Source organism: Mucilaginibacter sp. SMC90 (assembly GCF_022811725.1).
GTDB lineage: Bacteria > Bacteroidota > Bacteroidia > Sphingobacteriales > Sphingobacteriaceae > Mucilaginibacter.
In genome coordinates this window covers 6436755-6460149 of the sequence record NZ_CP094527.1, presented here as the reverse complement: position 1 = coordinate 6460149, position 23395 = coordinate 6436755, and the positions used below count along the sequence as shown (strand labels likewise).

40 protein-coding genes are annotated in these 23395 nt (G+C 43.8%); 31 read left to right on the top strand and 9 right to left on the bottom strand.

Features of this window, described 5'->3' with window-relative positions:
- Positions 1-41 precede the first annotated feature (41 nt).
- From MTO98_RS26765 to MTO98_RS26685, 17 genes are all read left to right on the top strand, one after another.
- Positions 42-941: an AAA family ATPase gene (locus MTO98_RS26765; RefSeq protein ID WP_243482049.1), complete on the top strand. Its 900-nt coding sequence runs from the start codon at positions 42-44 to the stop codon at positions 939-941.
- A complete protein-coding gene (locus MTO98_RS26760) occupies positions 938-1342 on the top strand; it encodes a hypothetical protein (RefSeq protein ID WP_243482048.1) in 405 nt (134 codons plus the stop codon). Before MTO98_RS26765 ends, MTO98_RS26760 begins: the two co-directional genes overlap by 4 nt.
- 1 nt (position 1343) lies before the next feature.
- Entirely contained in the window at positions 1344-1703 is a 360-nt protein-coding gene (locus MTO98_RS26755) for a hypothetical protein (protein WP_243482047.1), read from the top strand.
- A gap of 122 nt (positions 1704-1825) precedes the next feature.
- Positions 1826-2059, top strand: a complete 234-nt coding sequence (locus MTO98_RS26750; protein ID WP_243482046.1) for a hypothetical protein — start codon at positions 1826-1828, stop codon at positions 2057-2059.
- A gap of 4 nt (positions 2060-2063) precedes the next feature.
- The gene (locus MTO98_RS26745) at positions 2064-2705 is read left to right on the top strand and encodes a DUF3164 family protein (protein ID WP_243482045.1); all 642 of its coding nucleotides are present in this window, start codon (positions 2064-2066) and stop codon (positions 2703-2705) included.
- Positions 2706-2707: 2 nt separating this feature from the next.
- Entirely contained in the window at positions 2708-2941 is a 234-nt protein-coding gene (locus MTO98_RS26740; protein ID WP_243482044.1) for a hypothetical protein, read from the top strand.
- A 74-nt stretch (positions 2942-3015) separates the two neighbouring features.
- Positions 3016-3249, top strand: a complete 234-nt coding sequence (locus MTO98_RS26735) for a hypothetical protein (protein WP_243482043.1) — start codon at positions 3016-3018, stop codon at positions 3247-3249.
- Between the two features lie 76 nt (positions 3250-3325).
- Positions 3326-3679 carry a DUF4406 domain-containing protein gene (locus MTO98_RS26730; RefSeq protein ID WP_243482042.1) on the top strand — a complete coding sequence of 118 codons (354 nt, stop codon included), beginning with the start codon at positions 3326-3328 and terminating at the stop codon, positions 3677-3679.
- Positions 3679-3903, top strand: a complete 225-nt coding sequence (locus MTO98_RS26725; protein WP_243482041.1) for a hypothetical protein — start codon at positions 3679-3681, stop codon at positions 3901-3903. The genes MTO98_RS26730 and MTO98_RS26725 overlap by 1 nt, the downstream gene beginning before the upstream one ends.
- A 4-nt stretch (positions 3904-3907) precedes the next feature.
- Complete coding sequence (locus MTO98_RS26720) at positions 3908-4609, top strand: DNA repair protein RadA (protein ID WP_243482040.1); 702 nt, start codon at positions 3908-3910, stop codon at positions 4607-4609.
- Positions 4602-5033 carry a hypothetical protein gene (locus MTO98_RS26715; protein ID WP_243482039.1) on the top strand — a complete coding sequence of 144 codons (432 nt, stop codon included), beginning with the start codon at positions 4602-4604 and terminating at the stop codon, positions 5031-5033. The genes MTO98_RS26720 and MTO98_RS26715 overlap by 8 nt, the downstream gene beginning before the upstream one ends.
- On the top strand, positions 5030-5311 hold the full coding sequence (locus tag MTO98_RS26710; protein WP_243482038.1) for a hypothetical protein: 282 nt from the start codon (positions 5030-5032) through the stop codon (positions 5309-5311). Before MTO98_RS26715 ends, MTO98_RS26710 begins: the two co-directional genes overlap by 4 nt.
- Positions 5304-5702 (top strand): hypothetical protein, encoded by a 399-nt coding sequence (locus tag MTO98_RS26705; protein ID WP_243482037.1) that lies wholly within the window; start codon positions 5304-5306, stop codon positions 5700-5702. Before MTO98_RS26710 ends, MTO98_RS26705 begins: the two co-directional genes overlap by 8 nt.
- Positions 5703-5706: 4 nt before the next feature.
- Positions 5707-6027 (top strand): hypothetical protein, encoded by a 321-nt coding sequence (locus tag MTO98_RS26700; protein ID WP_243482036.1) that lies wholly within the window; start codon positions 5707-5709, stop codon positions 6025-6027.
- 4 nt (positions 6028-6031) lie between these two features.
- Positions 6032-6415: a hypothetical protein gene (locus tag MTO98_RS26695; RefSeq protein ID WP_243482035.1), complete on the top strand. Its 384-nt coding sequence runs from the start codon at positions 6032-6034 to the stop codon at positions 6413-6415.
- Position 6416: 1 nt separating this feature from the next.
- On the top strand, positions 6417-6965 hold the full coding sequence (locus MTO98_RS26690; protein ID WP_243482034.1) for a hypothetical protein: 549 nt from the start codon (positions 6417-6419) through the stop codon (positions 6963-6965).
- A 12-nt stretch (positions 6966-6977) separates the two neighbouring features.
- A complete protein-coding gene (locus tag MTO98_RS26685; RefSeq protein ID WP_243482033.1) occupies positions 6978-7196 on the top strand; it encodes a hypothetical protein in 219 nt (72 codons plus the stop codon).
- Between the two features lie 26 nt (positions 7197-7222).
- On the opposite strand, the gene MTO98_RS26680 is transcribed toward MTO98_RS26685, so the two are convergent.
- Positions 7223-7810 carry a hypothetical protein gene (locus MTO98_RS26680; protein WP_243482032.1) on the bottom strand — a complete coding sequence of 196 codons (588 nt, stop codon included), beginning with the start codon at positions 7808-7810 and terminating at the stop codon, positions 7223-7225.
- A gap of 333 nt (positions 7811-8143) precedes the next feature.
- Between MTO98_RS26680 and MTO98_RS26675 the strand changes: the two genes are divergently transcribed.
- Positions 8144-8341 (top strand): hypothetical protein, encoded by a 198-nt coding sequence (locus MTO98_RS26675; protein ID WP_243482031.1) that lies wholly within the window; start codon positions 8144-8146, stop codon positions 8339-8341.
- Here MTO98_RS26675 and MTO98_RS26670 read toward each other — a convergent pair.
- Positions 8333-8599 (bottom strand): hypothetical protein, encoded by a 267-nt coding sequence (locus tag MTO98_RS26670; RefSeq protein ID WP_243482030.1) that lies wholly within the window; start codon positions 8597-8599, stop codon positions 8333-8335. The two genes, MTO98_RS26675 and MTO98_RS26670, sit on opposite strands and share 9 nt — an antisense overlap.
- 77 nt (positions 8600-8676) lie before the next feature.
- On the opposite strand from MTO98_RS26670, the gene MTO98_RS26665 reads away from it, so the two are divergent.
- Genes MTO98_RS26665 through MTO98_RS26650 form a run of 4 tightly spaced genes read left to right on the top strand, consistent with a single transcriptional unit; the run spans position 8677 to position 10252 of the window.
- Complete coding sequence (locus tag MTO98_RS26665; protein WP_243482029.1) at positions 8677-8988, top strand: hypothetical protein; 312 nt, start codon at positions 8677-8679, stop codon at positions 8986-8988.
- Between the two features lie 16 nt (positions 8989-9004).
- Positions 9005-9544, top strand: a complete 540-nt coding sequence (locus MTO98_RS26660; RefSeq protein WP_243482028.1) for a hypothetical protein — start codon at positions 9005-9007, stop codon at positions 9542-9544.
- A complete protein-coding gene (locus MTO98_RS26655) occupies positions 9541-10077 on the top strand; it encodes a hypothetical protein (RefSeq protein ID WP_243482027.1) in 537 nt (178 codons plus the stop codon). The genes MTO98_RS26660 and MTO98_RS26655 overlap by 4 nt, the downstream gene beginning before the upstream one ends.
- 7 nt (positions 10078-10084) lie before the next feature.
- Positions 10085-10252, top strand: a complete 168-nt coding sequence (locus MTO98_RS26650) for a hypothetical protein (protein WP_243482026.1) — start codon at positions 10085-10087, stop codon at positions 10250-10252.
- Positions 10253-10281: 29 nt separating this feature from the next.
- On the opposite strand, the gene MTO98_RS26645 is transcribed toward MTO98_RS26650, so the two are convergent.
- The 7 genes from MTO98_RS26645 to MTO98_RS26615 form a co-directional block, all read right to left on the bottom strand.
- Positions 10282-10812 (bottom strand): hypothetical protein, encoded by a 531-nt coding sequence (locus MTO98_RS26645; protein ID WP_243482025.1) that lies wholly within the window; start codon positions 10810-10812, stop codon positions 10282-10284.
- Between the two features lie 4 nt (positions 10813-10816).
- Positions 10817-11395 carry a hypothetical protein gene (locus MTO98_RS26640; protein WP_243482024.1) on the bottom strand — a complete coding sequence of 193 codons (579 nt, stop codon included), beginning with the start codon at positions 11393-11395 and terminating at the stop codon, positions 10817-10819.
- A gap of 98 nt (positions 11396-11493) precedes the next feature.
- A complete protein-coding gene (locus MTO98_RS26635) occupies positions 11494-12744 on the bottom strand; it encodes a PBECR2 nuclease fold domain-containing protein (protein ID WP_243482023.1) in 1251 nt (416 codons plus the stop codon).
- Positions 12745-12779: 35 nt separating this feature from the next.
- Positions 12780-14138, bottom strand: a complete 1359-nt coding sequence (locus tag MTO98_RS26630) for a DUF935 family protein (protein WP_243482022.1) — start codon at positions 14136-14138, stop codon at positions 12780-12782.
- Positions 14139-14169: 31 nt separating this feature from the next.
- On the bottom strand, positions 14170-14583 hold the full coding sequence (locus MTO98_RS26625) for a hypothetical protein (RefSeq protein ID WP_243482021.1): 414 nt from the start codon (positions 14581-14583) through the stop codon (positions 14170-14172).
- A 2-nt stretch (positions 14584-14585) separates the two neighbouring features.
- The gene (locus MTO98_RS26620) at positions 14586-16097 is read right to left on the bottom strand and encodes a hypothetical protein (protein WP_243482020.1); all 1512 of its coding nucleotides are present in this window, start codon (positions 16095-16097) and stop codon (positions 14586-14588) included.
- Positions 16097-16552, bottom strand: a complete 456-nt coding sequence (locus MTO98_RS26615; protein ID WP_243482019.1) for a hypothetical protein — start codon at positions 16550-16552, stop codon at positions 16097-16099. Before MTO98_RS26615 ends, MTO98_RS26620 begins: the two co-directional genes overlap by 1 nt.
- A gap of 251 nt (positions 16553-16803) precedes the next feature.
- On the opposite strand from MTO98_RS26615, the gene MTO98_RS26610 reads away from it, so the two are divergent.
- From MTO98_RS26610 to MTO98_RS26570, 9 genes are all read left to right on the top strand, one after another.
- The gene (locus MTO98_RS26610; RefSeq protein ID WP_243482018.1) at positions 16804-17871 is read left to right on the top strand and encodes an HK97 family phage prohead protease; all 1068 of its coding nucleotides are present in this window, start codon (positions 16804-16806) and stop codon (positions 17869-17871) included.
- Positions 17872-17932: 61 nt separating this feature from the next.
- The gene (locus tag MTO98_RS26605; RefSeq protein ID WP_243482017.1) at positions 17933-19045 is read left to right on the top strand and encodes a hypothetical protein; all 1113 of its coding nucleotides are present in this window, start codon (positions 17933-17935) and stop codon (positions 19043-19045) included.
- 100 nt (positions 19046-19145) lie between these two features.
- Entirely contained in the window at positions 19146-19688 is a 543-nt protein-coding gene (locus MTO98_RS26600; RefSeq protein WP_243482016.1) for a phage holin family protein, read from the top strand.
- Positions 19679-20155, top strand: coding sequence for a lysozyme (locus MTO98_RS26595; protein ID WP_243482015.1), 477 nt, complete (start codon positions 19679-19681; stop codon positions 20153-20155). Before MTO98_RS26600 ends, MTO98_RS26595 begins: the two co-directional genes overlap by 10 nt.
- Before the next feature lie 5 nt (positions 20156-20160).
- Positions 20161-20646: a hypothetical protein gene (locus MTO98_RS26590; protein ID WP_243482014.1), complete on the top strand. Its 486-nt coding sequence runs from the start codon at positions 20161-20163 to the stop codon at positions 20644-20646.
- A 7-nt stretch (positions 20647-20653) separates the two neighbouring features.
- The gene (locus tag MTO98_RS26585) at positions 20654-21271 is read left to right on the top strand and encodes a hypothetical protein (protein WP_243482013.1); all 618 of its coding nucleotides are present in this window, start codon (positions 20654-20656) and stop codon (positions 21269-21271) included.
- The gene (locus MTO98_RS26580) at positions 21271-22464 is read left to right on the top strand and encodes a DUF2586 family protein (protein WP_243482012.1); all 1194 of its coding nucleotides are present in this window, start codon (positions 21271-21273) and stop codon (positions 22462-22464) included. The genes MTO98_RS26585 and MTO98_RS26580 overlap by 1 nt, the downstream gene beginning before the upstream one ends.
- A 3-nt stretch (positions 22465-22467) precedes the next feature.
- Complete coding sequence (locus tag MTO98_RS26575; RefSeq protein WP_243482011.1) at positions 22468-22902, top strand: hypothetical protein; 435 nt, start codon at positions 22468-22470, stop codon at positions 22900-22902.
- A 28-nt stretch (positions 22903-22930) separates the two neighbouring features.
- Positions 22931-23314 (top strand): hypothetical protein, encoded by a 384-nt coding sequence (locus MTO98_RS26570; RefSeq protein WP_243482010.1) that lies wholly within the window; start codon positions 22931-22933, stop codon positions 23312-23314.
- Positions 23315-23395: the final 81 nt, after the last annotated feature.

The window sequence follows — 23395 nt, the reverse complement described above, 5'->3', positions numbered from 1 at the left end:
TCACGTATCCGGCCAGTTAAACACTTAAAAGCTAATTAAAAATGGATAACACAGCAAAAGAACTAATTAGAGCCGAATTAAACAAACATGTGTTGCACTCCGGCAGCCAGGTTAAATCAGCCGCCAAACTGAAAGTATCAAACGCCACCGTAAGCAAGATCATTGCGGGAAAAGATGATGGTTTAGGCGATGCTATGTGGGTTAAAATCTCCAAGCAATTAGGTATGAGGCTCGACCAAATTTGGTACCATGCCGATACCCGCCCGGCTATAAAGCTTCGCGGCTACTTTGACGATGCCCGTATGCACGGTAACGTATTCGGGTTGGTTTGCACTCCCGGCAGCGGTAAAACCGATATGCTTGATAACTACGTGAAGGAAGAAAAAAACGTGTTTTACGTGAAGTGTGAACGCCACATGACCGAAAAGGAACTGTTAGCCAAAATACTGCAATCAATGGGCATTAAATCAAATGCTGGTACCGTATCGCTGCTAACCTCTATCATCAAAGAGCGCGTAGATAAATACAAACAGCCTATCATCATTATTGATGAAATGGAAAAGGTTAGAAACGGCTTATTACTGCTTTTTATCGACCTGTATAATGCGCTTTGGAAACGTTGCGGCATTGTTTTGATAGGTACCCATAACCTGCGCGACCGTATTGAATTGGGCGAAGCCCGCGGCTCTATCGGCTTTAACGAGATACTTAGCCGACTGGGCGGTAAGTTCATCGAAATACCTACACCCGATTATGACGATGCCATATTGGTAGCCAAAACAAACGGGGTAACAGACACCGAATCACTCGCCTTTATTGCCAATGGTGCCGCCATTAAAAACGGGGTAGTTGATATGCGCCGTGTTGAACGCCTGGTGCATGCGTGGAAACAAAAACAGGCTGAATTGGAAGATCAGCAAAATGAGGAGGCGGCAGCATGAACCAAATAAAGCAACAAATAACCATACAGCAGGCTACCCGCCAAAAGGTAATGCACCTGCTTGAACTTACCGAAGTGCAATACGGCAGCGTGGTAATGTTTGCCGCTTATGATTACCTGCAACTGCAAACCGGCGACACCACACTTACCAAAGGACTGCAAACCAGTTCGCTTTTTTGGGCATGGTGGCGCAATCACTGGCATAAAATAGATATGGCCTTTGTGGCCGAATGTGAAGGCCTGGTAGTATCAACAGAGGGTATACACAAGCGGGATTTGGCCGAATGCATGCAGCTATATGATGCCATGCACAACCCCGAAACCTTTGAGTTTATCCCGCATAATTCAATACTGCAGGAAGCTTGTAAAACAGTAAAACCGCTAATTAAACACACACTATAAAATGAGAATAGAAACTATAAATCACGCTGAAAGCATTATTGAAAACCATTTAAACGGTACCCAACCGGCCGCGCCCGGCAGAAAGTCACTTAATCAATTGACTAAAGAGTCAGCCGACCTTTTGGGCGTTATGGTCGACGATTTAAAGGACGTTAAAGACGACCGGAAAAAGCCCACCGAGCGCCGTTACCTGGTGTTTGCCCTTATGGAAAAGGCGGGCTATACCCATAATGAAATAGCCGAATATTTTAAAATGAACCGCGAAAGCGTGACTAAAGCCTTAACAAAATTGGATACCTGGCTTAAGGTTTACGCTGACTTACGTGGTGACTATTATCGACTGTTTGTAATCATCCTTTAAATGCCTTTAAAATGGTTTTAAAATACACTCCACAGCAAATGCAAGCGCTTGTAAGCTTGTATCACAAGTTCATTTTGACAAGCCCGGTAGTGTCTTTAAGTGAACAGCTTTTGCAAATACACATGATAAAAATTTATCAAAAGCTGCGCAACCAATTTGAAGGGAGGCGAAAAAAAGCTTACAGCATCAGTTTGAACGAAGCCGAAGCCGTAGCGTATTGCACATACTGGATTTATGTGCAGTTGCCCGATTCATACGAGTTAAATTTTATCCGTTCGCATATGGTTCAAATAGAGCACCACATGAGCGAATATAATTATCATCCATTACCAACGATTAAACTTTTAAATCAATAAACGCATGACAGCACTAACAATTAAACAACAAAAACCAGCCGATAAAAAGTGGGTAAACGAAAGCGGCGACCTGATACCATTAGACAGGATTAGCAAAAGTGAACGCCTTGCCGAAGCCAAACTATCGGTATTGGCTAAAGAGCGGTTAGCATTTCGCGCAGCCCTCGAAAAGCATAAAAAGAAATGCTTTGATATAGCCTTAGAACTATACACAGCATTCTTAAACGAAAACGGAGGTGTGAATAACAAAAGCAAGGGAAAAGGAAATATCACCCGGTACAACTTTGACCGCTCCATTAAAATTGAGATCAATGTAAATGAGGCTATAGCCTTTGATGAAGGCCTGTTGATGCTTGCTAAGAACAAACTTGATGAAATCCTTAACGATGGCCTTTCAGCCGCAAGCGACTGGCTTAAAACTATCATCATGGACGCCTTTAGTACCCGCGATGGCCGGTTAGATAGTAAGCGGATTTTAGCCCTTTTACGCCACGAGGAAAACATACCCGATCCGAGGTATAAACAGGCCATGGCCTTTGTAAGGCAGGCCATCCGTAAGCCTAAAAGTAAACAGTATTTCAGCCTTTACGTGCGCGACGAAAAAGGCGATTACGTTGATGTTCATTTAAATTTTTCAAATATATAATCATGGCAAAGGAAAATATGTATTTCGTTCGCCTCAAGGCATTCGAGCCAGGCCAACCGAACATAAAATTTAAGCCAGCTGTAGTCAAAGGATTAGTAGTTGCGGCAAACCCCAAAATAGCAGGTCAAAAAGCCTATGATTTAGTTATCCGCAAGGTTCAACAAAAATTCCCTAAAGCCGAATTAAAGCAATTGGAGTGCAAAGTAATACCCTTCGATTTTTTTATCAATCCTTAACCCGGCAGGCAGCCACCCCGGTTCGAGGCTGGGGCGGGTACAATGGCAATGGTGCCAGTAAACGAATAATTAACATGAGATTATCAGAAGTAGTAAACGAGGTAATTATTGAGGTAAACAGGGCTGAAAGAAAGCATCCTGAATGGCCGGAAGATAAAATACATGCCGCCGCCATTGTTGGCGAAGAAAGCGGCGAACTGGTACGGGCAGCATTGCAACACAAGTACGAGGGTGGTGGCGTGGAAGAAATAAGAAGGGAAGCCATTCAAACCGCCGCAACCTGTATCAGGCTTTTAAAAAACCTTTAACCCGGCATGGTGCAAAGCCGGGGTTCGCATCCCCGGCCGGGTACTATTTAATAACCTTTAAACACCCTTTAAAACTATGTTAAAGCTATTGACAAAAACAAGTTTCTTAATACAATTAACAACCCATTTAGCCAAATCAAAAAGCCAGGTGGTTTATATAGCCGGTAAAGTAACCGGGCTGCCGGTAGATGAGTACGAGGCCAAATTTAGAGAGGCTAAAACCAAGCTAACTGCACAAGGCTTTCACGTGCTTAACCCCTGCGACTTTATCGGCCCCGAAGAAGACTGGCAAACCGCCATGCGCAAGGCTACAACGCTGTTAAATATGGCCGATCATATTTATATGCTCCCTGATTGGAAAGATAGCCAAGGGGCAATATTTGAGCATATGCAGGCGGTAAAGTTCGGGCTTAATACCATGTATGAATAATGGAGCGCAACACCCGAACAACAGCGGAAAAGCTACGGGTAGGCGACCGCTTTTACAAGGCAAGTGATAAAGCCAAAACAGTAAACCAAATGGTTGAACGCGAACCAAAGCAAACGCAATACCGCACTTATAAGCTGTGGTACCTGCCGCCAAACACAAGCCCCAAATACCCGAAAGCAATAGACAAAAACACGGAAGTAATTTTTTTAAGACACACAGATTAGATAAATGGAGACAAAAGGAATGTTCCAGGTTGGGCAGATGGTATTTGACCGTTTAGACTTAGAAACAATTTGGAAAAATACCATAGGCTTAGTTGATAAAAATTTCAGCTGCGCTATTTGGGGCGGTAGCGGTAATGGCAAAACAACAGGGATATTAAGGCTTTTAAAGGCTCTTTGTGATTGTGGGTTACGTGCAACGTACGTAAGCCTTGAAGAAGGTCACAGCGCCACAATGCAGGATGCATTAAGGCGAGAGGGGATAATAGACCATTATAGCGGTAAAATCATACTCGCTGCGAATGCCACTTTTGAAGAAGTGATAGAATATTTCTGCCGACGCGGTTCGCCGGATGTTGCGGTTATAGATAGTATTGATGTTTGGAAAATGACACCCGAACAGTTCTTATACATGCGTAAGAAGCTGAAAAATAAAATCATCATACTCATAATGTGGAGTTTGGGAAGTGAACCTAAAACGCAGTCATCAAAGGATATAAAATATCTGTGCGACGTTAAGTTGTTCGTTAAAAACTTCATGATATGGCCAAAAAGCCGTTTTGGTGGTAATATCCCACAAGCTATTTGGGAGGAAAGAGCCAGGTTGCTTGAACATAAATACTTCGATAGGCTTGATAAAATGGCGCTAAAGCTTGCCAAAGCTGCGCAAAACGCACCCGAAAAGGAGGGGGTATTTGCAGATGAATAAGTACATTTTAACCTCCGACCACTACAAAGGCACTGTGCAGTTTAACTATGACAATGCCGGTTTAATGGTGTTTTACAGCGTTTTGGATGCCGAATTAAACGAAAAGCAACTGGTTACACTGCTACAAAAACTACCCCGCGAGGAAGCCGCTTTGGCCGCGCTTAACACAAGTCAATATTTTACCGTTCGCAAGGTGTCGGAAGATTTGAGTTTTGAAAACTTCATAACCGAATACGGAAAGAAAATACACCCGCACCGTTGCGAACCATATTGGAACAGGCTAAGCGATGTTAAGAAGCTGGCATACCTCAAATGTATACCAGCCTACAAAGCCTACCTGAAACGCACTGGCGTAGCGCAGGCAAACCCCGAAGGCTTTTTAAAGAGAGAATATTATAAAACAGATTGGAGCAAAGAATCATGAACGAAAACATACAACCCGGCAAACTCGCAATACTTCACGAAGCTATCGACAACTTAGCAAAGGCGCTGGAAATAATTGGAGTAAAAAGCCTGCATATAACAGCCGACAAAACCCGTGTAAGTTTTGGAAGCAATTACGAATCCATGAACCGGATAGCATTAATTGAATTTAGGGACACCATGAAGCCGCTGCCTTACCTGGTCGACATCGACAACCGCCCGGCTTTTAGTTTCGATGCTAACCCGCCACACATGGCATATCCCGAATATCATGACTAAAGATCAAATCAAAAAAGCCCGCACCTTATTAGCTAAGGCGGGCATTAAAGAGGAATATAAAAAAGAAGCCACGGTAGAAAGTTTTACCGATGGCCGTACGGTAAGCCTTACAGAAATGGATTACCCGGAAACACAGGCGCTTTTTGAACACCTTGAAAACCTCGTAGGCCAGCCACCCAGCGAAGCCGACAAAATGAAGCGTAAAATATTAAGCCTTGCCCACGAAATGCATTGGGAGTTACCCGGCACGGTTAAGGTAGATATGAAACGCGTTAACGAATGGTGTGAAAGCAAGTTTAGCGCTCCGCTGGATAATTTATATTACCTCGACCTTGTAAAGGCCGTGAGCGCCTTTAATCAGGTTTATTTAAAGTATTTAAAGGGTATTTAAAGGTATGAAGTTGCTTAATCTCACTTTAACGAAGCATCCGTTTGATTTGATGGAACGCGAATTAAAACGTATCGAATTTAGACGCGAAAGCACTTGGATTGCTTCGCGGCTGATAGGCAAACAATACACGCACGTGAAGTTCACGAATGGATATGGAGCTGATAAGCCGTGGTTTATTGCGGAGTTTAAAGGCGTTATCAGAATGTCAAAAATGATGCGAATTAGCTACGATGCAGGCAAGCTTGTAATATGGTCGTTGCCCGGTGACTTCGTTATTTTTTTAGGCGATGTTATTGAACGTGGTAATATCAAAAAACGCAACTAAAGCCGTGCAGATCAAACGCGTTGCCCGCCTTTATTACCGGCCTGAATGTGCAGAAATGCACATTTTGGTTGAAATGATTGCGCGCGCACGTGGCTATTTTACTGCTAAAATGTACCGTCCGCATGAGTTAATTATGCATATACCCCCACCTGTTCAGCAGGTTTTAGAGCAAAGTTTGGCGGGTTTCGGTGTAAAAAAACGCTCTAACGGGATACATGAAATAACATCTATCATGGATATTAAGTGTATACCTGGCTACGAAAACCGCATAATTATCAGCCATCCAAAGTTTGCTATCTACGATAACGAACCTATGGTTGTAATTGAATTTGAAACGGTACACGGGAAAACATGCCCGGTGTACTACCAATTAGACGAGTTAGATTAACATGGTGTCAATATTATTCACTCAAGCAAAATCAATATACAATACCCTCAATGTAGACTGCTGGGATATTGAACGGGATGCGCGTAAATGGCCGGGAGGCAACCCTGTTGTAGCGCATCCGCCTTGCCGGGCATGGGGGCGTTTATCTCAATTTGCTAAACCACGGCCGGACGAAAAAGAATTAGCGCTTTACGCCGTTGATATGATCCGAAAACATGGCGGTGTGCTCGAACATCCTTACGGCTCAACCCTATGGAATGAAGTACCGTTACCAATGCCAGGCAAAAAAGACATAGGGGGGGGGTATTCCATTTGTGTTAACCAAAGTTGGTGGGGACACAAAGCACAAAAGAAAACGCTGCTTTATATAGTAGGCTGCACTCCCGATAAACTGCCGCCTATTCCAATATCATTCGATGCAATAGAGTATGTAGTAAGGCCAGCACGGAACGGCACCGGCGCTAAGATTATAACCAAAAAAGAAAGAGAAGCTACGCCGATAAGGTTTGCGGAGTGGCTTATAAGGGTAGCAGATAAATGCATTAAATAGAATATAATAAACATGGATCATCAAATAATAAAATTCGATAAGCCTTTTGTGCTTTACATAAAAATAGAAAAGCATAAAGGCGAAGAAGCTAAAAAGCTTGATGGGTTTTTAGATGAAAACTCATTTAAGTATGATTGCGATGGATATAATTGGTTTTACCATTATCACATATTGTGTGAAAGTTTAACCGATGCAGCGAAAATAGAAACGTTCTTACAATCGCCCAATTAAAGCCCCGTTAAAGGGGCTTTTTTATTTTAAAGCTTTAGTAAATGTGCTAACCACACACCCAGTGCGAATGTTGCTCCCAATATTCCTATGATAATTGTAACGCTCTCCCAAGGTAGATTTATAAAAAAACGCCAAAGACGCAATGGTGTAACATTTTCCGTTTGAAAAACATTGTTTTTAAGCATCTCGACTTCTGCATTTAATTCGTCTATCATCGAATCTCTATTTTCTAAAAGCTTGTGAAGGGCATCGAAATTATGGCCTTTTTGAATTACAATGTTATGCATTTCGTTATACTGTTTTTCCCAATCTATTTGCTCCACTACTTTCACTTGGGCTTCCGGTATGTGATCCTTTATAAAACCGATATAGCTTTGCAATAATTGCCTAAAGTTTTCCCTAATCTTTCCGTTTTCATTGGTAACAATATCATAAAAGTTAAGTCTTTGGGCGTTAAACACCTGATTACTTGCTGGACCGAATATTTCTGTTAAATCAGATACCGTTCGTGCTTTCCAAGCTACGTGATTGAAGTTTTGAAAATCATTTAGCTCGTTTATTCTATTGTTAATAAGATCAATTGCCTTTTGTTTCGATGTAAATATCCTTGCCATAATTATAGTTAAGGTAATAAAAATACCTGTTAATAGTTCTTATTATTGTAACCCTATTCCCTCATAACCGTAAAAGCCCTAACTTTGTAAAGTAAAAGAAATTGTACTTTTTAAAGTGCTGCCCATCATCTAAAAGTCCAAAATTGCAGATACACGCAGCACAAGCCAAATAGTACGCCAGTAATGGCGTGGCTGTATCTTTCTGCGTGTATAGGGCTTGGACTCCCTTGATGGGCTTTAAGGTATTGGCTGCGTCATTTTTTTTGCCCGGCTGATACATCTACCTGATGAAACCTTTAAACAGATTTTAAATTGATTTAACCGGCCGGGTTTATGGTAGCGTTTGAGCAGAAAGAGAGAAAGATTATTATTACACTGAATGGCGACCGTGATGATTATGTACACCTGTACAGGTCATTGCTGCACCTTATGGGAAACCAAAACCCCGACACCCCGCCCGATCATGATGAGGTGTACACCCTGACACATTTATTAAGCGAAATGATGCCCGAAAGTGCGCAATTAAAATAGATTAAAGCGTTTTGATACAGTTTCATAATCGGGGTGAGCTTCTATAAGCGCAATGATAATTTGTATGTCGTCGGTGGTAAAATCATGTTGCGGGTACCGCACTTGTAACCAGTGATCCCAAATGTCTTTATGTTTTATAACATAGCCCTGATAGCGCTTATTTAAAAGGATGTTAAAGCCTTTGTGCCCCCATTCATCCCAGCTAACTGTAACCAATTTCACTTCGTCACCAAACGTCGCTTCAAACTCAATTGTCATATCACAAATATAATGTGCGCTGGTTTGTTTTGCTAAGTTTTTAAGTATTGGGTAATTTTATGGCACCTGATTAATCTATGGCACTCGGTAAACAACTTGTCGCAAGCATCCTTTCTGAACCTCTTAAGCGTAGCACTGTTAAGCACGTTAAAGGGGTGTTTAAAGCCCGCCGGGATCATCATATTGTATGCCGCCTTTATTACCACTACAAAATCAAAGGCCTGCAATACGAACGCGCTGTAGAGGAATTAAACCACGAGTTTTATTTAGGCGAAACCACCATTTCGCAAATCATCATGGAGGAACGCGACACCCTCGAAAAACTAAAAGCCGACGGTGCCGACCGCAAGTACCTGCAAAAACTTATCCCTCATTTTAATTGGTATTAACCCTTATATTTGGGTTATGAAAAAACCGATACTTGTCACTTTATTTATACTGGCTGGGGCTTATTGCTATGCGCAAACAGATACAGCCAAATGGACTAAAACCGACGCTAAATGGTACGGAACACCAAAAGAAAAGCGCGAACAGCAAGCCCTTTGGGATAAGGCCGGGTATGAACTTTACCGCTTGATAGGCTATAAAGAATATTACGCCAATGGCATAGCCACTTATTTGCAGGCCAATGGTTATAATATGGATGAAACCAGGTATATTAAAGGCGGCAGTGAATTTATTTTTGCTCCACGGATCAGCACGGGCGGCGAACCTAAATTATATTTAAAGTATTGGGTAAACGCAGATAAGCGAATAACGAAGGTGAAAATAACCGGCCATCCTGTAGGCCTCGCCAGGCTGTTTATACAATATTGGCCTACCGATATCCAATGGACATCAACAGCGCAGTTACATAACGGTGTAGTGGCTAAAAAGATGCTGATTGATGAGACTATAACCTATAATAACAAAACTGGTGTGCCATTTATAGAAATAAGCAAATGAACTCATATACAATAGAAACCCTTAAAACTGCCATATCAGATTACTTTCACGACTTCTTTTCCCCTCTACTGTTTAAAGCTGACGAATCTAAAGTGGTAATGCGCGGCTTTAGGTATGATTATAAATGTGAATACATTTTTTTATTGGATGAAATCAATTCGCTTGCCTATAGCTTTCATCACAGATTAGAGAGTATTAAAGGGGACTTTATTAGAAATACTGTGTCTACAATTGAGAATGATAATGGCAAATATAAGTTCGCAGGTTGCCGGATAAGTGACACACAATATTCAATTGATAAGTTTAGTAAAGATGTAATACATAGCCTAATTAAAGAGCATGTTGATAGCACCGGTACGAGCCCTAAAAAACTATTGATTGATTGGCGCAATTACGATCAATATTTAAACAACAAAGGAACGGAAAAGGTATTTATAATTAATCGCCATGCAGGGCAATTTGGCCAACCCCTTAATATCAAAGTTGAACCCGCCGTTGCTGACAATGCCGGAATTGTAGAATTTAAATATTAACAGAAAAATGGAAGTTTATATACTGATAAATGAGTACGCCGCGCCACATGAAATCATCGGCGTTTATGATTCGGAATGGTTAGCTATGAAACGGGAGGCACATTTTAAGGCCGCCAGTCCCGAAGGCAGTTACAGGATAGTAAAGAAACACGTGGAAAAGTCTGAATTTGAATAAAAAAAGCCGCTAAGTAAGCGGCTTTTTTGTTAGACCACATTCGGTATAACTTCCAAATCCGGCCTCGGTTGCGGTGTTCTCACCTTCATCGCTGTATTATCTACAAAGCCAAAAGCATAGCGCAGTACTCTAACCCTTACGTTATCCTTTCGGCGCTCGGTTTGGGCGCTGATACGACTTAACGGGTTAAAATACCGTTCATCACTCCACCCGTGCAATACCTTGTTAACCCGGTGTTCTAAGTTAAAGTATCCCAAAGCATTTATTTTGTGACTATCTTTTTCATAGTAGTGGGTGGCGGCTGTGTATGCAGTTACAGCCAGCCGAACTTCCAGTACACTTTCGCCCTGTTGGCTGTATTCGCTATTGTCAGTATAGCGTATCTCTACAGGATCAAATAAAGCACACGGGAACTTAACCGGGCAAAGCTGGTCAGCGTCGTCAAATTCCAACTGCCCCAAATCTTGGTCAATAAATTTCAATTCGGGCAGCGTGGCTAAACGTGCCTGTACGGTTAAAAATACATTTGCCAATATGGCATCCATTGTTAATTCACTCATGATGTTATGCGTTTAAAATCTTTGTCATATCCTTTTCTAAATCCCGCCGTATTGAGTTAATCAAAACCGGGCTGCCGTGGCTTTCGTAAGGCATAAATTGGCGTTGTGGCATTTGGGTTTTCATTACGCGGGTATGCGATCTTACTTCGCTTTCGCCGGTTTGCGTTTTCACAAATTTGGTTTTGCGTGCTCGTGGTGCGCTCACTTCGTCGGTGGTAAAGCGCCTTCGGGTATAGGCACTAACGTGTACGGTGGCGTTTATGGTTAAGCCCTCGTTGTGTGCTTTGGCATATGGAACGTTGTTATAAAAGTATACTTCGCCCCGACCATTGGTAGTATAGTTTACCCCGCGCCTTAACCTGCCGGTTACGATGAGGTTTAGCCCCCTTCGCTTTTTACCGGCATTACTCTGTTTATCTTTCCATTTTTTAAAAGTAGCGCCCTGCCAGCCCTGCGCCCTGAAGTTACCGTCAATAAATCGCAACGTTTTGCGTACTACCATTGCCGGGGCTATATCGTTCACGTAGGTAGCTATCTGCGCAGCTTTGCGGCGGCTTGTGCGAACAAAAGCGGCACTATCCATTTTTTATAAAATATATTTATATTTGTGTTATAAATAAGCCGTTTATGCACCGGCGGGGCGCTGTTTGGTTAGCCGCTACCGGAACTGTGTAAACGGCTTTACTTTTTATATTTCAAAACACCCTTCCGCATATTGGCAAGCGCGCCAAAGTTTGTTCGCCCATTTTTCTGCACTTCGTAGGCTGTTATAGCTGTAACATTGCTGCGTGAATCGGTTACAATCACAATCGGGCAGTTTTTGTAATATTTGATATAAGCGGTTTGAATGCTGCCCCTTATTTTATTACTCCATACCTCATCGGGGTTTTTCAAAATATCGGGCAACTGTGGCAGGAACCTGTAGCGGTTGTCTTTATTTTCCTCTAATACATGGTTTCTAAACCTGTTATCCATACTCACGGTAATGCCGTCACGCGCTACAATATCAATGCTTTTACGCTGGCCGCCCGCTAAATCTGCCCACCACTTGTTTGCCTCATCTTTACTTTTTGCTTCGGTGTATGATGGCAGGTTGATGGTAGCGTAAATCCTTTCGCCCGATGGCATATTGTAATTTTTTTCGGCATCTAACTCACGCTGTTTATTGTTGCCTAAATTTTTAAAATACGGGTGGCCGTCGGCAAAAATCACTTTGTTTTTGCCTGGGTTGTTTTTGAAGTAAGGTTTTATATCGGCTGCCTTTTCTACATTATTGATGTGATCTTCGGGGGTAGGCGTGTCGGTATCTGCCGCCGGGATCAATTTGCAATGGCATTTAAAATGCAGCGGAGGGCAAAGCCTGTTTAAAATAGGATTGTTGCTGGCTATTATCATCCTGTCGAACCCGCCACAAATAGGGCAAACGTTTTCCCCGCCTGTTGTACTCCACTCCAATAACTTAAATTTCATCAAGCCCGGCCAGCTTGCACCAATCTGCGACGATGCTACCGCCATTTCGTATTCGGCCTCGAGATACGTTTTATTGTATAGCGCATCAACCTTTAAAGCCCGTTTCTCAAACTCTTTATAAGGTAGCACCTGGCCTTTATCGTCAAGTAATAGGCGGTTATACTCCTTAAGCATAACGAGGCTTTTAGCGCCGCTAAATGCGTAAATATTATGGTCGAAATATGCTTTCAGTGTATTGCGTTCATCGTCTGAAGCGAATATTTTACCGCCTAACCCTTCGCTAACTGCCCCGGCCAGTTTTGTAGCCATGTTGTTATAATAGTCGGGCTGGATGCTGCCCGGCTTAAGTTCGCCGGTGTGTACCTGCCTTAAAAAGTCATTTAATATGTCGCGATAACCACCGGCAAGCTGTATAGTAGTATGGTTGTGGCTATCGCCGCAATCACAATCATCGCTATACAAATCCTTTAGTTTAATATGCCCCGTTAACTCCGGGGCTACGCGAAAAAATCCATCATGTGTAAAGCCAGCTTTTCGCGGAAAGTTAGCTTCACACCACCCGGCTTTTTGCTCTTTTTTTCCTTTTTAGCCGGGGGGGTATTTGCACTTTCTTCTTCGTCGTCATCGTCCGAAATCTGCGTATTTAATGCGTTAAAGGCCTTTTGGGCGGCTTTTTCCTTCATTTGTGTCTCATAATCGGCAGGCTTTGGCATCCCCGTGCGCTGATAGATGAAATCATGGTCAACCGGCATACCCAATTGAGTAGCCATTTGCACGTAAACATTGATCTCGTCGGTAAGGGATAGTTTTTGTTTACGTTCGGGTATAATGAACTTGCCGCCCTCATAAGGCAGGCCAAAGGCTTTTAATATTTTGCGGAAACGACTGTTCAGGATTCTGCGTACAAAATCCGTATCCGTTTCGTTTTTCTTTTCGTCCTGATCAGAATGCACCTTCCCAATTGCGTAACCGGTGCGCTCACTTGTACCCGATGTTTCGGTGCTGCCCAATAGCGATTTTGCTATCTGCTCATCTAAGTAGCGTTCAAAGCCCTCCTGTAAAGCGCCGGTAGCGTTGTTTTGATTGGGCACAAATTGTACCTCCGTACCTTTCGGACGTACCAACCGGCCATTGTTGCCCATTTTCTCAATAGCATCAAGCAATAGTAAACGCTGGTCTTCGTCGTAGCCATCCCATTGCGCATCTAAAATCTGATTGCCGAAAACCTCAACAAACGTAGCCCAATCACCTAAACCACCACGTTTATATATGGCGTATTGTGCTGCCGATAATAATAGCCCCAAATCCTTTTCATCGCCTGCCTCCAAAACGGTTTGTGTGTAAACACCCTCACGAATGCTAAAACCCTCATCATCGTATTGCCGGTAAGCAACCATACCCAGTTCGGGGCGCATGTGGCGGCGGTCAAACTGCGTTGCAGTCATCTGCCAGGTGCCTTCATCGTCTTTGTAAATATTACAGTCTACCATACTGTAGCCCCAAAAGCGGCTATCTAAAATTTCTTCAAGCAATTTGGCAAAGCCCAAACTATCTACTAATTCGTTGATGGCATCAACCGGCTGCCCATCCTTATCAACGTACTGCCAACCGGCGGTAGTAATAGCATCCCGGCGTTTGCCGGTTACGCTTATCACCTGGGCATCTAATATCACATCAAAATACAGACTATAGAGCAATGCGCGGCGTGGCACCCGTGATTCGGCACTACGTGTATAATTGCGCCATTTAACTATGTCCTGATTTTCGCGGACTATAGGCATTACATCTATCTTGGTTATAGCAATGCTGGGTTGTGTACCGTCGGCGGTAACGGTAGGTTTTTTAGTTATGGCCATGTTTAAAAGCTATTTAAAGGGGTATTAAAAATTAAAAGTGATTGCCGCGTTTCGGGTTACTGCTCATATGAAAAAAGGTTGCCTTTTCGGGCGGTGTGATTAGCGGCCACCCCCTCGGTTTAACATCTGCCGCCTGTACCCGGCGAAGCCATACACGGGCTGTAGCGGCATCGTCCCGAATTTGCTTTATATTTTGGTTTGCCGGGCATTTGCGTGTAAGCCATTGAAGGGCAATCGCCGTTAATGAGCCAACTAAAATAGGGTCGCGGTCGTCACCTGTGCGGGCAAAAAGCGCATCAATGTCGTACCTGTCAAAGTACCCCTGCGCTTCGCCAATTGCTTTGTTTATGGCGGCGGTTACATCACCGTCGTTATTTTCGGTTATAGCGTCTATATCTTCTGTGTATATATCGGTGGTTAAATCTGCTTTGGTTAAGTATGGCATGGTTAATATCGTTTGGCTTTTTTTGGTGCTTTAAGTACTTGGATTTTTGCAGGGTCGCGGGTTGATTTGTTGTTAATCGTCCAAACTGCCCCCTCAACGGCATCGGGGCCGTCATCATGCGCCTTGCTTTTGGGGCCGAAAGCTTTAAACTGTGCCCGCATGGCAACGCCGTGCGGGCTGTCTTTATCGTCGATATTGAACCATAGGTGCCCGTTTCGGTTTAATGGTTCTAAAAGGCTTTCAATACGAAAATATTTTTCCGGCTTTTCCCTATCATCCGGCACCAATGGAAGTGTTACCTTTTCCCGTTTATTAGCGGCTTGTATTTCGAGTTTTAATGTGTCGTCAATCCATGGCCATTCTATGAGGTAAAAAACATTTATCACAAATGCCACGAACTTCATTATCATGTAATACCATTGCAGCATAATGGCCGTAGTTGTTTGCGCACAGAAATATTTTACTACATGATATTCATCTTTGTATTTGCCAACTAAGGCAATTGCTTTAAAGTCGTTCTTTTTACCGCTCTTATAGCTGGGGTCGCAATACGCTACTAAAAAACGATACATCTTTAATGGCATCATTTTTTTAAAGTAGATGTCGGGAAAGGTCTTGCCATCGGTAATCGGCGTGTTCATGTATTCGCCCATAAAAGCCGCGTAGCTAATTTTTGATTTGATACGCGCTATCATTTCCTGCGTGTTCTTTTCCGGCCAGTTGCTATTGCCGTCTTCGTCTTCAATATTGATGACTTCTGACCTGTCGGCCATAAGTATGGCGTTATTGATTGTGCAATCTTCTGCTATAATGTTACCCAGGAATATTACTAAGAAGGGGTTACTTACCGACCTGGTGCCGTACACTGCTTTTTCAAACCATGCCCAATCTTTGGCTATTGTTTCAGGGTTGCGGCAATCCTCGTCAGTGTCCATATCGGTGATAACTACCAAATCCGGACGGATATCTTCATTTCGCAAACCACGCGGCGTTTGTCCTTTGCCTATAGCTACCCACGCCATACCGCATTTACAAGTAAATGCACTTTCAGTCCATGCCCCATAGGTTACCTGTTCGCCGTAGTAAGCAATTAGGCGGGGGTTACTTTCAAAATTGATTTTATAAGGCTTTAATAGTAACACAGCTTTTTCGGCGCTACTGCTAACTAATAATCCTAACTTTTTCTTTTTGGTAAGCCCCAGGCGTATTGTTTCCATCATGGTACGCACATCTTTGGCCATTTCGCGGCTCCATGCTCGTACCAAATAGCCCTCCATGTGGTTAAATAACCATTTAGTACTCTTTTTATGAAAAGGGGCAGCTTCCGATTTATAGTAGTTAGGGAAAAAGAATTTATTCCATTCTTCTTCATTGCCCGGCGCTTCAAGCCATTCCCTATGCGCTATTCGCTCCGCTTCCGTCTGGTCAACGTCAACCGTTGCTGCCCGAAGTAAGTTTCTTAAAAAATCGTCCCATTCGTTTTGAGCCGCGCGGTTTTCTGCTATCGTACTCATTACATAATGGATTTAATGAACCCATCAATGTACCCTGATAACTCTTGTGCCTTGGCTAAATCAATCTTGCGAATAAATTCAAGAAGGCCGATACATGCGCTAATAGCTTCGGGTTTACTGGTTTTTGTTTCCAGTTCCTTAATGTCCTTAATCAGCTTGCGCCTTACATCTGCCAATTTGCTATCTGCAAAACGCTTTCCTTTCTCAAATGACTCTATATAAGCGTTAATCTCGGTAAGCTCATCAAGTAGCTTACTCATTTGCTCTTGCCGGGTTAAAACAAAGTTTTTCCGCTCCTTTTCCCACTGCCCATCTTCCACCCATTTCCCTATAGTTTTTTCAGAAACATCGGTGCGTTGCGCAATCTCTTTTTGTGATAGCCTATCCCTAATGAACAGCAGTTTTGCATAGCCCTTTAGTCGTTCAATCTCGGCTTTGCTTCGTGTTTTTGCCATGTGTTTTTAGATGATTTACACCCAAAATTGCAGGCTTTTTTACCTCTTATATAACCGGGTAATTGGATGATTAACGCTGCTTTAATCATACCATAAAACCGCCTTAATCATTCAGAAACGCGGTTTTTTATGGCCAAAATACCGCTGTACGTTTGTCCCAACGAAACCAATAAAAGGTTATGAAAAACTAAAAAACCAAACATGAAAAAAAGGCAATTAACAGGGGCGCTGGCGTATTCAACCGAAAAAAAATGAAACGTACGACTAAGCGGTATGTAATCACGACCAGCGGCCTTAATTGCTACAAGTATCGCGTGATGTCTGACGGTGGCGACTGGGTTCAATATCTAAAAAACCCAATACTACTTTGGATGCATCAGCGGGCATTCAGCAACGATAAAAGCCAAATACTACCACCGGGATGCGCTGTTGAAATAGAGCTGCATGGAGACGAGTGGAGTTGCTATTTGGAATTTGATGAAAACGACCCTTTTGCAATGCAGCTATACAACAAGTATGAAGCTGGCATTTTAAATATGGTGTCGTTGGGTGCTATCCCGCTTGAATGGACAGAAGATCCTTCAATGATGCTGCCCGGCCAAACCGGCCCCACTATTACCAAGTGGAAAGTTACCGATATCAGTTGCGTGGACATTGGTGGCAATGATGATGCGTGTGCCTGCCAACTATACGGGCACGACGAAAAAAGGATTGAATTATCCGGGTTGGATAAAGAGGGTTTTATCAAACTTTTCAACTCACTACAACAAATTAAAAACGACGATAACGACAACATGAAACTAATTCAACTGACAGGCGCAGCATTGAACGGCATATTGCTTTCGCTTAAACTGGATGAAACCGCCACCGAGGTACAGGTGCAAAAGGCCGTGGCTGATATGATACAGTTAAATGCATCACAGGCAACCGATATCAACACGCTTAAAGCCGATAAAAAGGATTTGCAGGATGAGGTAACACAGCTTAAGGCAGATCAGAACGAGGCCAATGTAATCAAGCTGGCCGACGACAACAAAAACAAATACCTACCCGGCCAACGCGAAAAGTATATCCGTTTGGCAAGGGTTGACTTTGATGGCACTAAAGAATTGCTGGAAGGCATGCCGGTACTTGAAAGCGTTGCCGATAAACTAACCAGCGGTAATGAAAACGGCGACAAGGAAGTAAAAGAACTGATTAAGCTTAGCTACGACGAACTGTGGAAAACAGGCCAGTTAGAACGCCTGCAAAAGCTGGATAATCAGGCATACTTAGATAAGCGCGCCGAAAAGTTCCCGGTTAAATCTGATAAAAAGTAACCTCTTAAGCTTTAAATAACCTTTTAATACCCCGAAACAAATACCCCTATTAAATAACCAAATGAAAAATTCAAAGCAATTTTTAGTCGCCACAGTTGGCCTCATTCTTTTTGCCTCGCTGGGTGTAAATGCCTTTGCGATGGCTGCCCATACCAGCGCACTTACAGCGTCGGTAGTTGTTGGCGGCGCTGGCTTAATGTTTTATAAACTTTCAACGCTTCAATCAAACAATCCGGTTGCACATACCGCCGGTATACAGGTTGAAATTTGGGCGCAATACATTATTGAGCGCTTTTGGAAGGATAACGGATTTATGAAACGTGCCTTTAGCGATGACGATAAAGTATTAGCCGGTAAAGTGGTGCATATCCCGCAGCCAGGCGCTAAACCGTCGGTAACTAAAAACCGTGGCGTGTTCCCTGCTACCGCTGTAAGGCGTACAGATACCGACATCGTTTACGTATTGGATGAGTACACCACCGATCCAACCCACATACCTGATGCTGATAAATACGAATTATCATATGATAAAATCGACAGCGTATACGGCGATCATGCGGGTGAACTGGTTGAGTTTGTGGGTGACGATATCATTTTGAAATGGTTGGACGAAAGCGTTAGCAACGTAACCAAACTTTACACCACAGGCGGTAAAACTGCCGACGTAACCGCCGCTACTACCGATTCGGCCACTGGCAACCGCTATGTTACACATCACCTTGATTTGAAAGCATGGCAATTGCAGTTCAACAAAAACAACATTCCGAAAGCAAACCGCCAGGTGTTGTTTGAAAGCAACATGCTTGACCAGTTTACTTCAAGCTTAACAGATAGCCAGTACCGTGATTTCTCACAATACTACAACGCCACCGAAGGTATTATTGGCCGCCTTTATGGCTTTGATATCCTTGACCGTAGCAACGTGGCCGTTGCCAATGCTGCCCACGCCATTAAAGCGTTAGGCGCTGCCGGTGCCGCCGGTGACTGTGCTGTATCGCTGGTATGGCAAAAAGATGCAGTAGCCCGCGCGCTGGGTGATGTTAAGTTTTTTGAAAACCCCGACCGTGCCGAATACTACGGTGACATATACAGTGCATTGCTGCGTATGGGTGGCCGCCGCCGCAGGGCTGATAATTTAGGTGTGGGTGCCATGATACAAGGTACTGCCGCTTAATCTTCGATAACCCCTAAATCAACATAAGTAAACAAAAAGAACCCCGCGCCTTAATAGTCCCCCGATACGATCAGGGGCGGCGCGGGTTGATTGAGGACAAATGAAAGACTGGTTTTACAAAATGCTTGCGTCGTACGATTACGACAGCTTCACCAATTTCTTTGAAAGCATAGCACCGTCGTTTAAATACTGTATAACCCGGCAGCTGCTTTTGGTTAGCTGTACATTTCCCGGCCTTGCATGGTTAGCCGCTTTCTTTCCGCAAATACCGGTGGCGCTGGGTATTCAAACGGCTGCACTGGTAAGCATGTTACTTGCCTTCGTGGTAGAGCTGTTTAGCGGCATTGTTGCATCACGTATTCGGCAGGAACAATTTAGCAGTTTCAGGCTGTCGAGGTTTACGCTTAAGGTGTTCATATACCTGGTGCTAATCGCACTCCCTTACCACTGGTCGCAAAACTATGCCGCCAAAGGCGAAACTGTAATGGCTGTGTGCTTTGACTGGCTGCAAAACTTTCTGATAATCCATATAGCACAGGAAAACATAGTATCCATACTCGAAAACCTCGCGGTTATTGACGGTAAAGACAAAACCGCATGGATCAATAAAATTAAAGACAAAATAACCTCACTATGGCCATAACTAAAAATGCAATCAGTGTTCGCGGTTTAGACCTCATTAAATCATTTGAGGGCTTAAGGCTCGCAGCCTATCAGGACGTTGCCGGTGTGTGGACTATCGGTTATGGCTGTACTTTTTACGCCAACGGCAAACGCATTCAGCCAGGCGATAAACTGGTAAATAAGGAGTGTGCAAGTGATTTGCTCGGTGTAGTCTTGAGGGATTTTGAACGTACCGTTAACCGCGTTGTTACAGTTGCCCTCAACCAAAATCAATACGATGCACTTGTAAGCTTTCATTTTAACACTGGTAGCCTGCCATCAAGTACACTACTTAGGAAACTCAACGCCGGTGATTTTGGTGGCGCTGCCGCTCAATTTGACTTATGGGTTAAAGTTACCGACCCTAAAACAGGTAAAAAGGTGGTTAACGACACCCTCGTTAAGCGCCGTGCAAAAGAACAGAAATTATTTACAACCCCTATTTAACAATAATGCCAACAATACTAAAAGCAATAGGCGGCTTTTTCGCCGTCCTGTTTAAAAAACTGACAGGCAATAATAATGCAGCGGTTCAGCTACCTACAGATATCGCCATTACTACGGCCGAAATAGACTTGGTAATAAATGTAGTTAACAAAGTTAAGGCGGTAGTTAACAACCCCATTGTAGGGCTGATAGTTGATTTTACACCAACCGGTATAGACAATGCCGTGCGTGACAAGATTAACCAGGCTATACCAGCGCTGCTTACCGGCTTAACCTTCAGTAAAAATCTTTTAGATACACCGCCGGATAACGCGGTAATGCTTGATAAGCTTTTAAGCAAGGTAAAATTCAGCGATGACGCTGATAAAGACGCTTTATATCATGTATTGGCTGCCCGCCTTATCATGGTGGTAAGCGACGGCAAAGTTACCTGGAGCGAAGCCGTTAGCGTGGTAGAGCTGTATTTCAAACAAATTTTCATTGCTCAATAATCACAACATGAAACTAATTGCAATTACAACAGAATTTTCAAAAGCTATTTGTGAAAATGGCGATTTGTATCACGCCGATCTGAAAAGGCTTTTCGACACGCACCCGTCTGTCGACGTATTCTATATAACATCGGATGCGCAAGCCTTTTTTGCCGAAAATATGGCGGATAGCCACGGGCAAAAATTGAAGGTACGCGACTACATCGAGGTTACACGCGAACAGGTATTTATACTGGATACCATTCAAAAAGACGAAGCGCCAGGGGATCAGCCACCGGCAGACGTACCGCCATCGGATCAGCCACCGGCAGACGTACCGCCAGCGGATCAGCCACCAGCAGACGTACCGCCTGCGGATCAGCCACCGGCAGACGTACCGTCAGCAGATCAGCCACCGGCAGACGTACCGTCAGCAGATCAGCCACCGGCAGACGTACCGCCCGCAGATCAGCCACCGGCAAACGTACCGCCCGCAGATCAGCCACCGGCAGACGTACCGCCAGCAACTGTAGCGCCAAAAGACGCTTTAGCGGTAGCATTCGCCACCCCCGAAGCTGATAGGACACCATACCAAAAAGGTTTAATCACTAAAGCAACAAAAGCAACCGAAGGAGGTAATAACTAATGATACCAGGTGTAAATGTGCAGCTGGCCAATGGCCAGTTAGGTGGCAGTACTGCCACTAATGATAATATTACCGGTGTAGTTTTAACCGGCGCTGGTACTGGCTTGCTGCCATTGCTCACCCCCGTAAAGGTTGTAAGCGTTGATGATGCCGCTTCAAAGGGCATCACGCAAGCAGCGGAGCCGGAAGCTTACCAGTTTGTTACAGAGTTTTACAGCATCACCGGCACCCGCGGATGCCCGGTTTATATCATGCTGGCGGCTAATACAACCACCTTAGTAAACCTATGTGATGTGGCTGTTACCACCGGCCTCAAAAAACTGATGGATTTTGGTAATGGTGAAATCCGTGTTGTTGGCGTTGCCCGCACACCGGCTGTATCCTATGTGCCGCCTGCCGTGAAGTTTCTTGATAGTGATGTGGCGGCGGCTGTGCCAAATGCTAAAGTATTTGCGCAGGCCATGTTTGACGCCCACAAGCCTGTAAGGATATTGCTTGCCGCCCGCGTTAATGATGTTACGCATGCCACAATCGACAGCCCGAAATTGCTAACCGCAAATAATGTAGGTTTTGTAATCGGAGGCGCGCAAAACAATGGTGTTACCTCACTGGGTTTGGTTTTAGGCCGTATCGCTGCCACCGCGCCACATGTGAACATAGGCCGGGTTAAAGACGGTGATTTGCCAGTAAGCAATTATTACATAGGTACACAAAGTATCCTGCCAAACATTGATTCACCTACCGACCCATATTACAGGCAGCTTGATCAGCTAATTGATATGGGTTACATCACTGTTAAGAAGTACGACCAAAAAGGCGGCCTGTTTATCAGTAGCGACCCTATGGCCTGCCCTGAAACCGACGATTATAACAGCCTTGCTTACGGTCGTGTGATTGATAAGGCCGCTATTGTAGCCTATCAAACATACGTTAACGAAATCAACGACGACGTTGATTTGGACGACAACGGTAATATTGAGCCGGTGGTATTGAAAGCGCTTGAGGCCTCTATGGTGAACGCGCTTAACCTCAATATGGCCGAAAGTATGAGCGGTGATCCGGTGGTTTACATTGACGATACCCAGCAAATAACCCAAACATCAACCCTCAATGTTAACCTGGGTATTCGTCGTAAAGGGTACACCAAATTAATAAATATCAAACTGGGTTTTTACAACCCTCAAAATAACTAATCAATGGCAGATTACATAAACAGTCAAGAACTGGAATGGAAACATTCCACCCTTGTGTTTTTAAGCCTTACAATTCGCACCCTAAGAGGCTTCAAGTACAAAAAAGAAACCGACAGCGAACACCTGTATGGCGCAGGTGATGAAGCTATAGGCATTCAGACAGGTAATAAGAAGGTTACTGGCTCCGTAAAAATGCTTAAGTCTGATTACGATAAGTTGAACGAGGCGGCTCAAGCGGCTGGATATGACGATTTCGCCGACGTGCCTTATCAACTCATCGTGTTAACCTTTGTGTACAAGAAAGCTTTTGGCCGCGCTCAAAAGACTGATATAATCAGGGGCGTTAAGTTCACGGAATGGGAGAAAGGCATGGAGCAAGGTGCTAAAATGATGGAAATAGACATGCCGTTTATAGCGGTGGGTGTAAAGCAGTCATAATTTAAAACCCTTTTAAATCAATTTTAAAGTGAACGTAAAAGATATCATGCCGAAAAGTTCGGCAAACGTTACCGCCGAAGTTTTGGCAGCATGGAAAAAAGCATACCCGACCGGGGTTTTTGAGTTGGTTGTAAACAGCGGCGAATTTGAAACAATTACGGAGGAAGGCAAACCGCCGGTTAAAAAGCCAATCCCTTTGTACAAGGGCTATATGCGTAAGCCTACCCGCGATGAAATGCGCGAATTTACCTCAAAGCAAACCGACCCGGTTACCTACACCGAAATTGTATTGGATGCGCTTTGGCTGGGTGGTGACGATGCCATTAAAACCGACGATGAGGCATTTTACAGCGTGATGCCACAAGTACAAAACGTGCTTGATATTAAAAGTTCGGAATTAAAAAAATTATAGAGGCTGCCCGTGGTGATATCGAGGTGAACTATTTAGGATATATAGACACCTCGATAGCCTACTACACCACCTATGACCCCT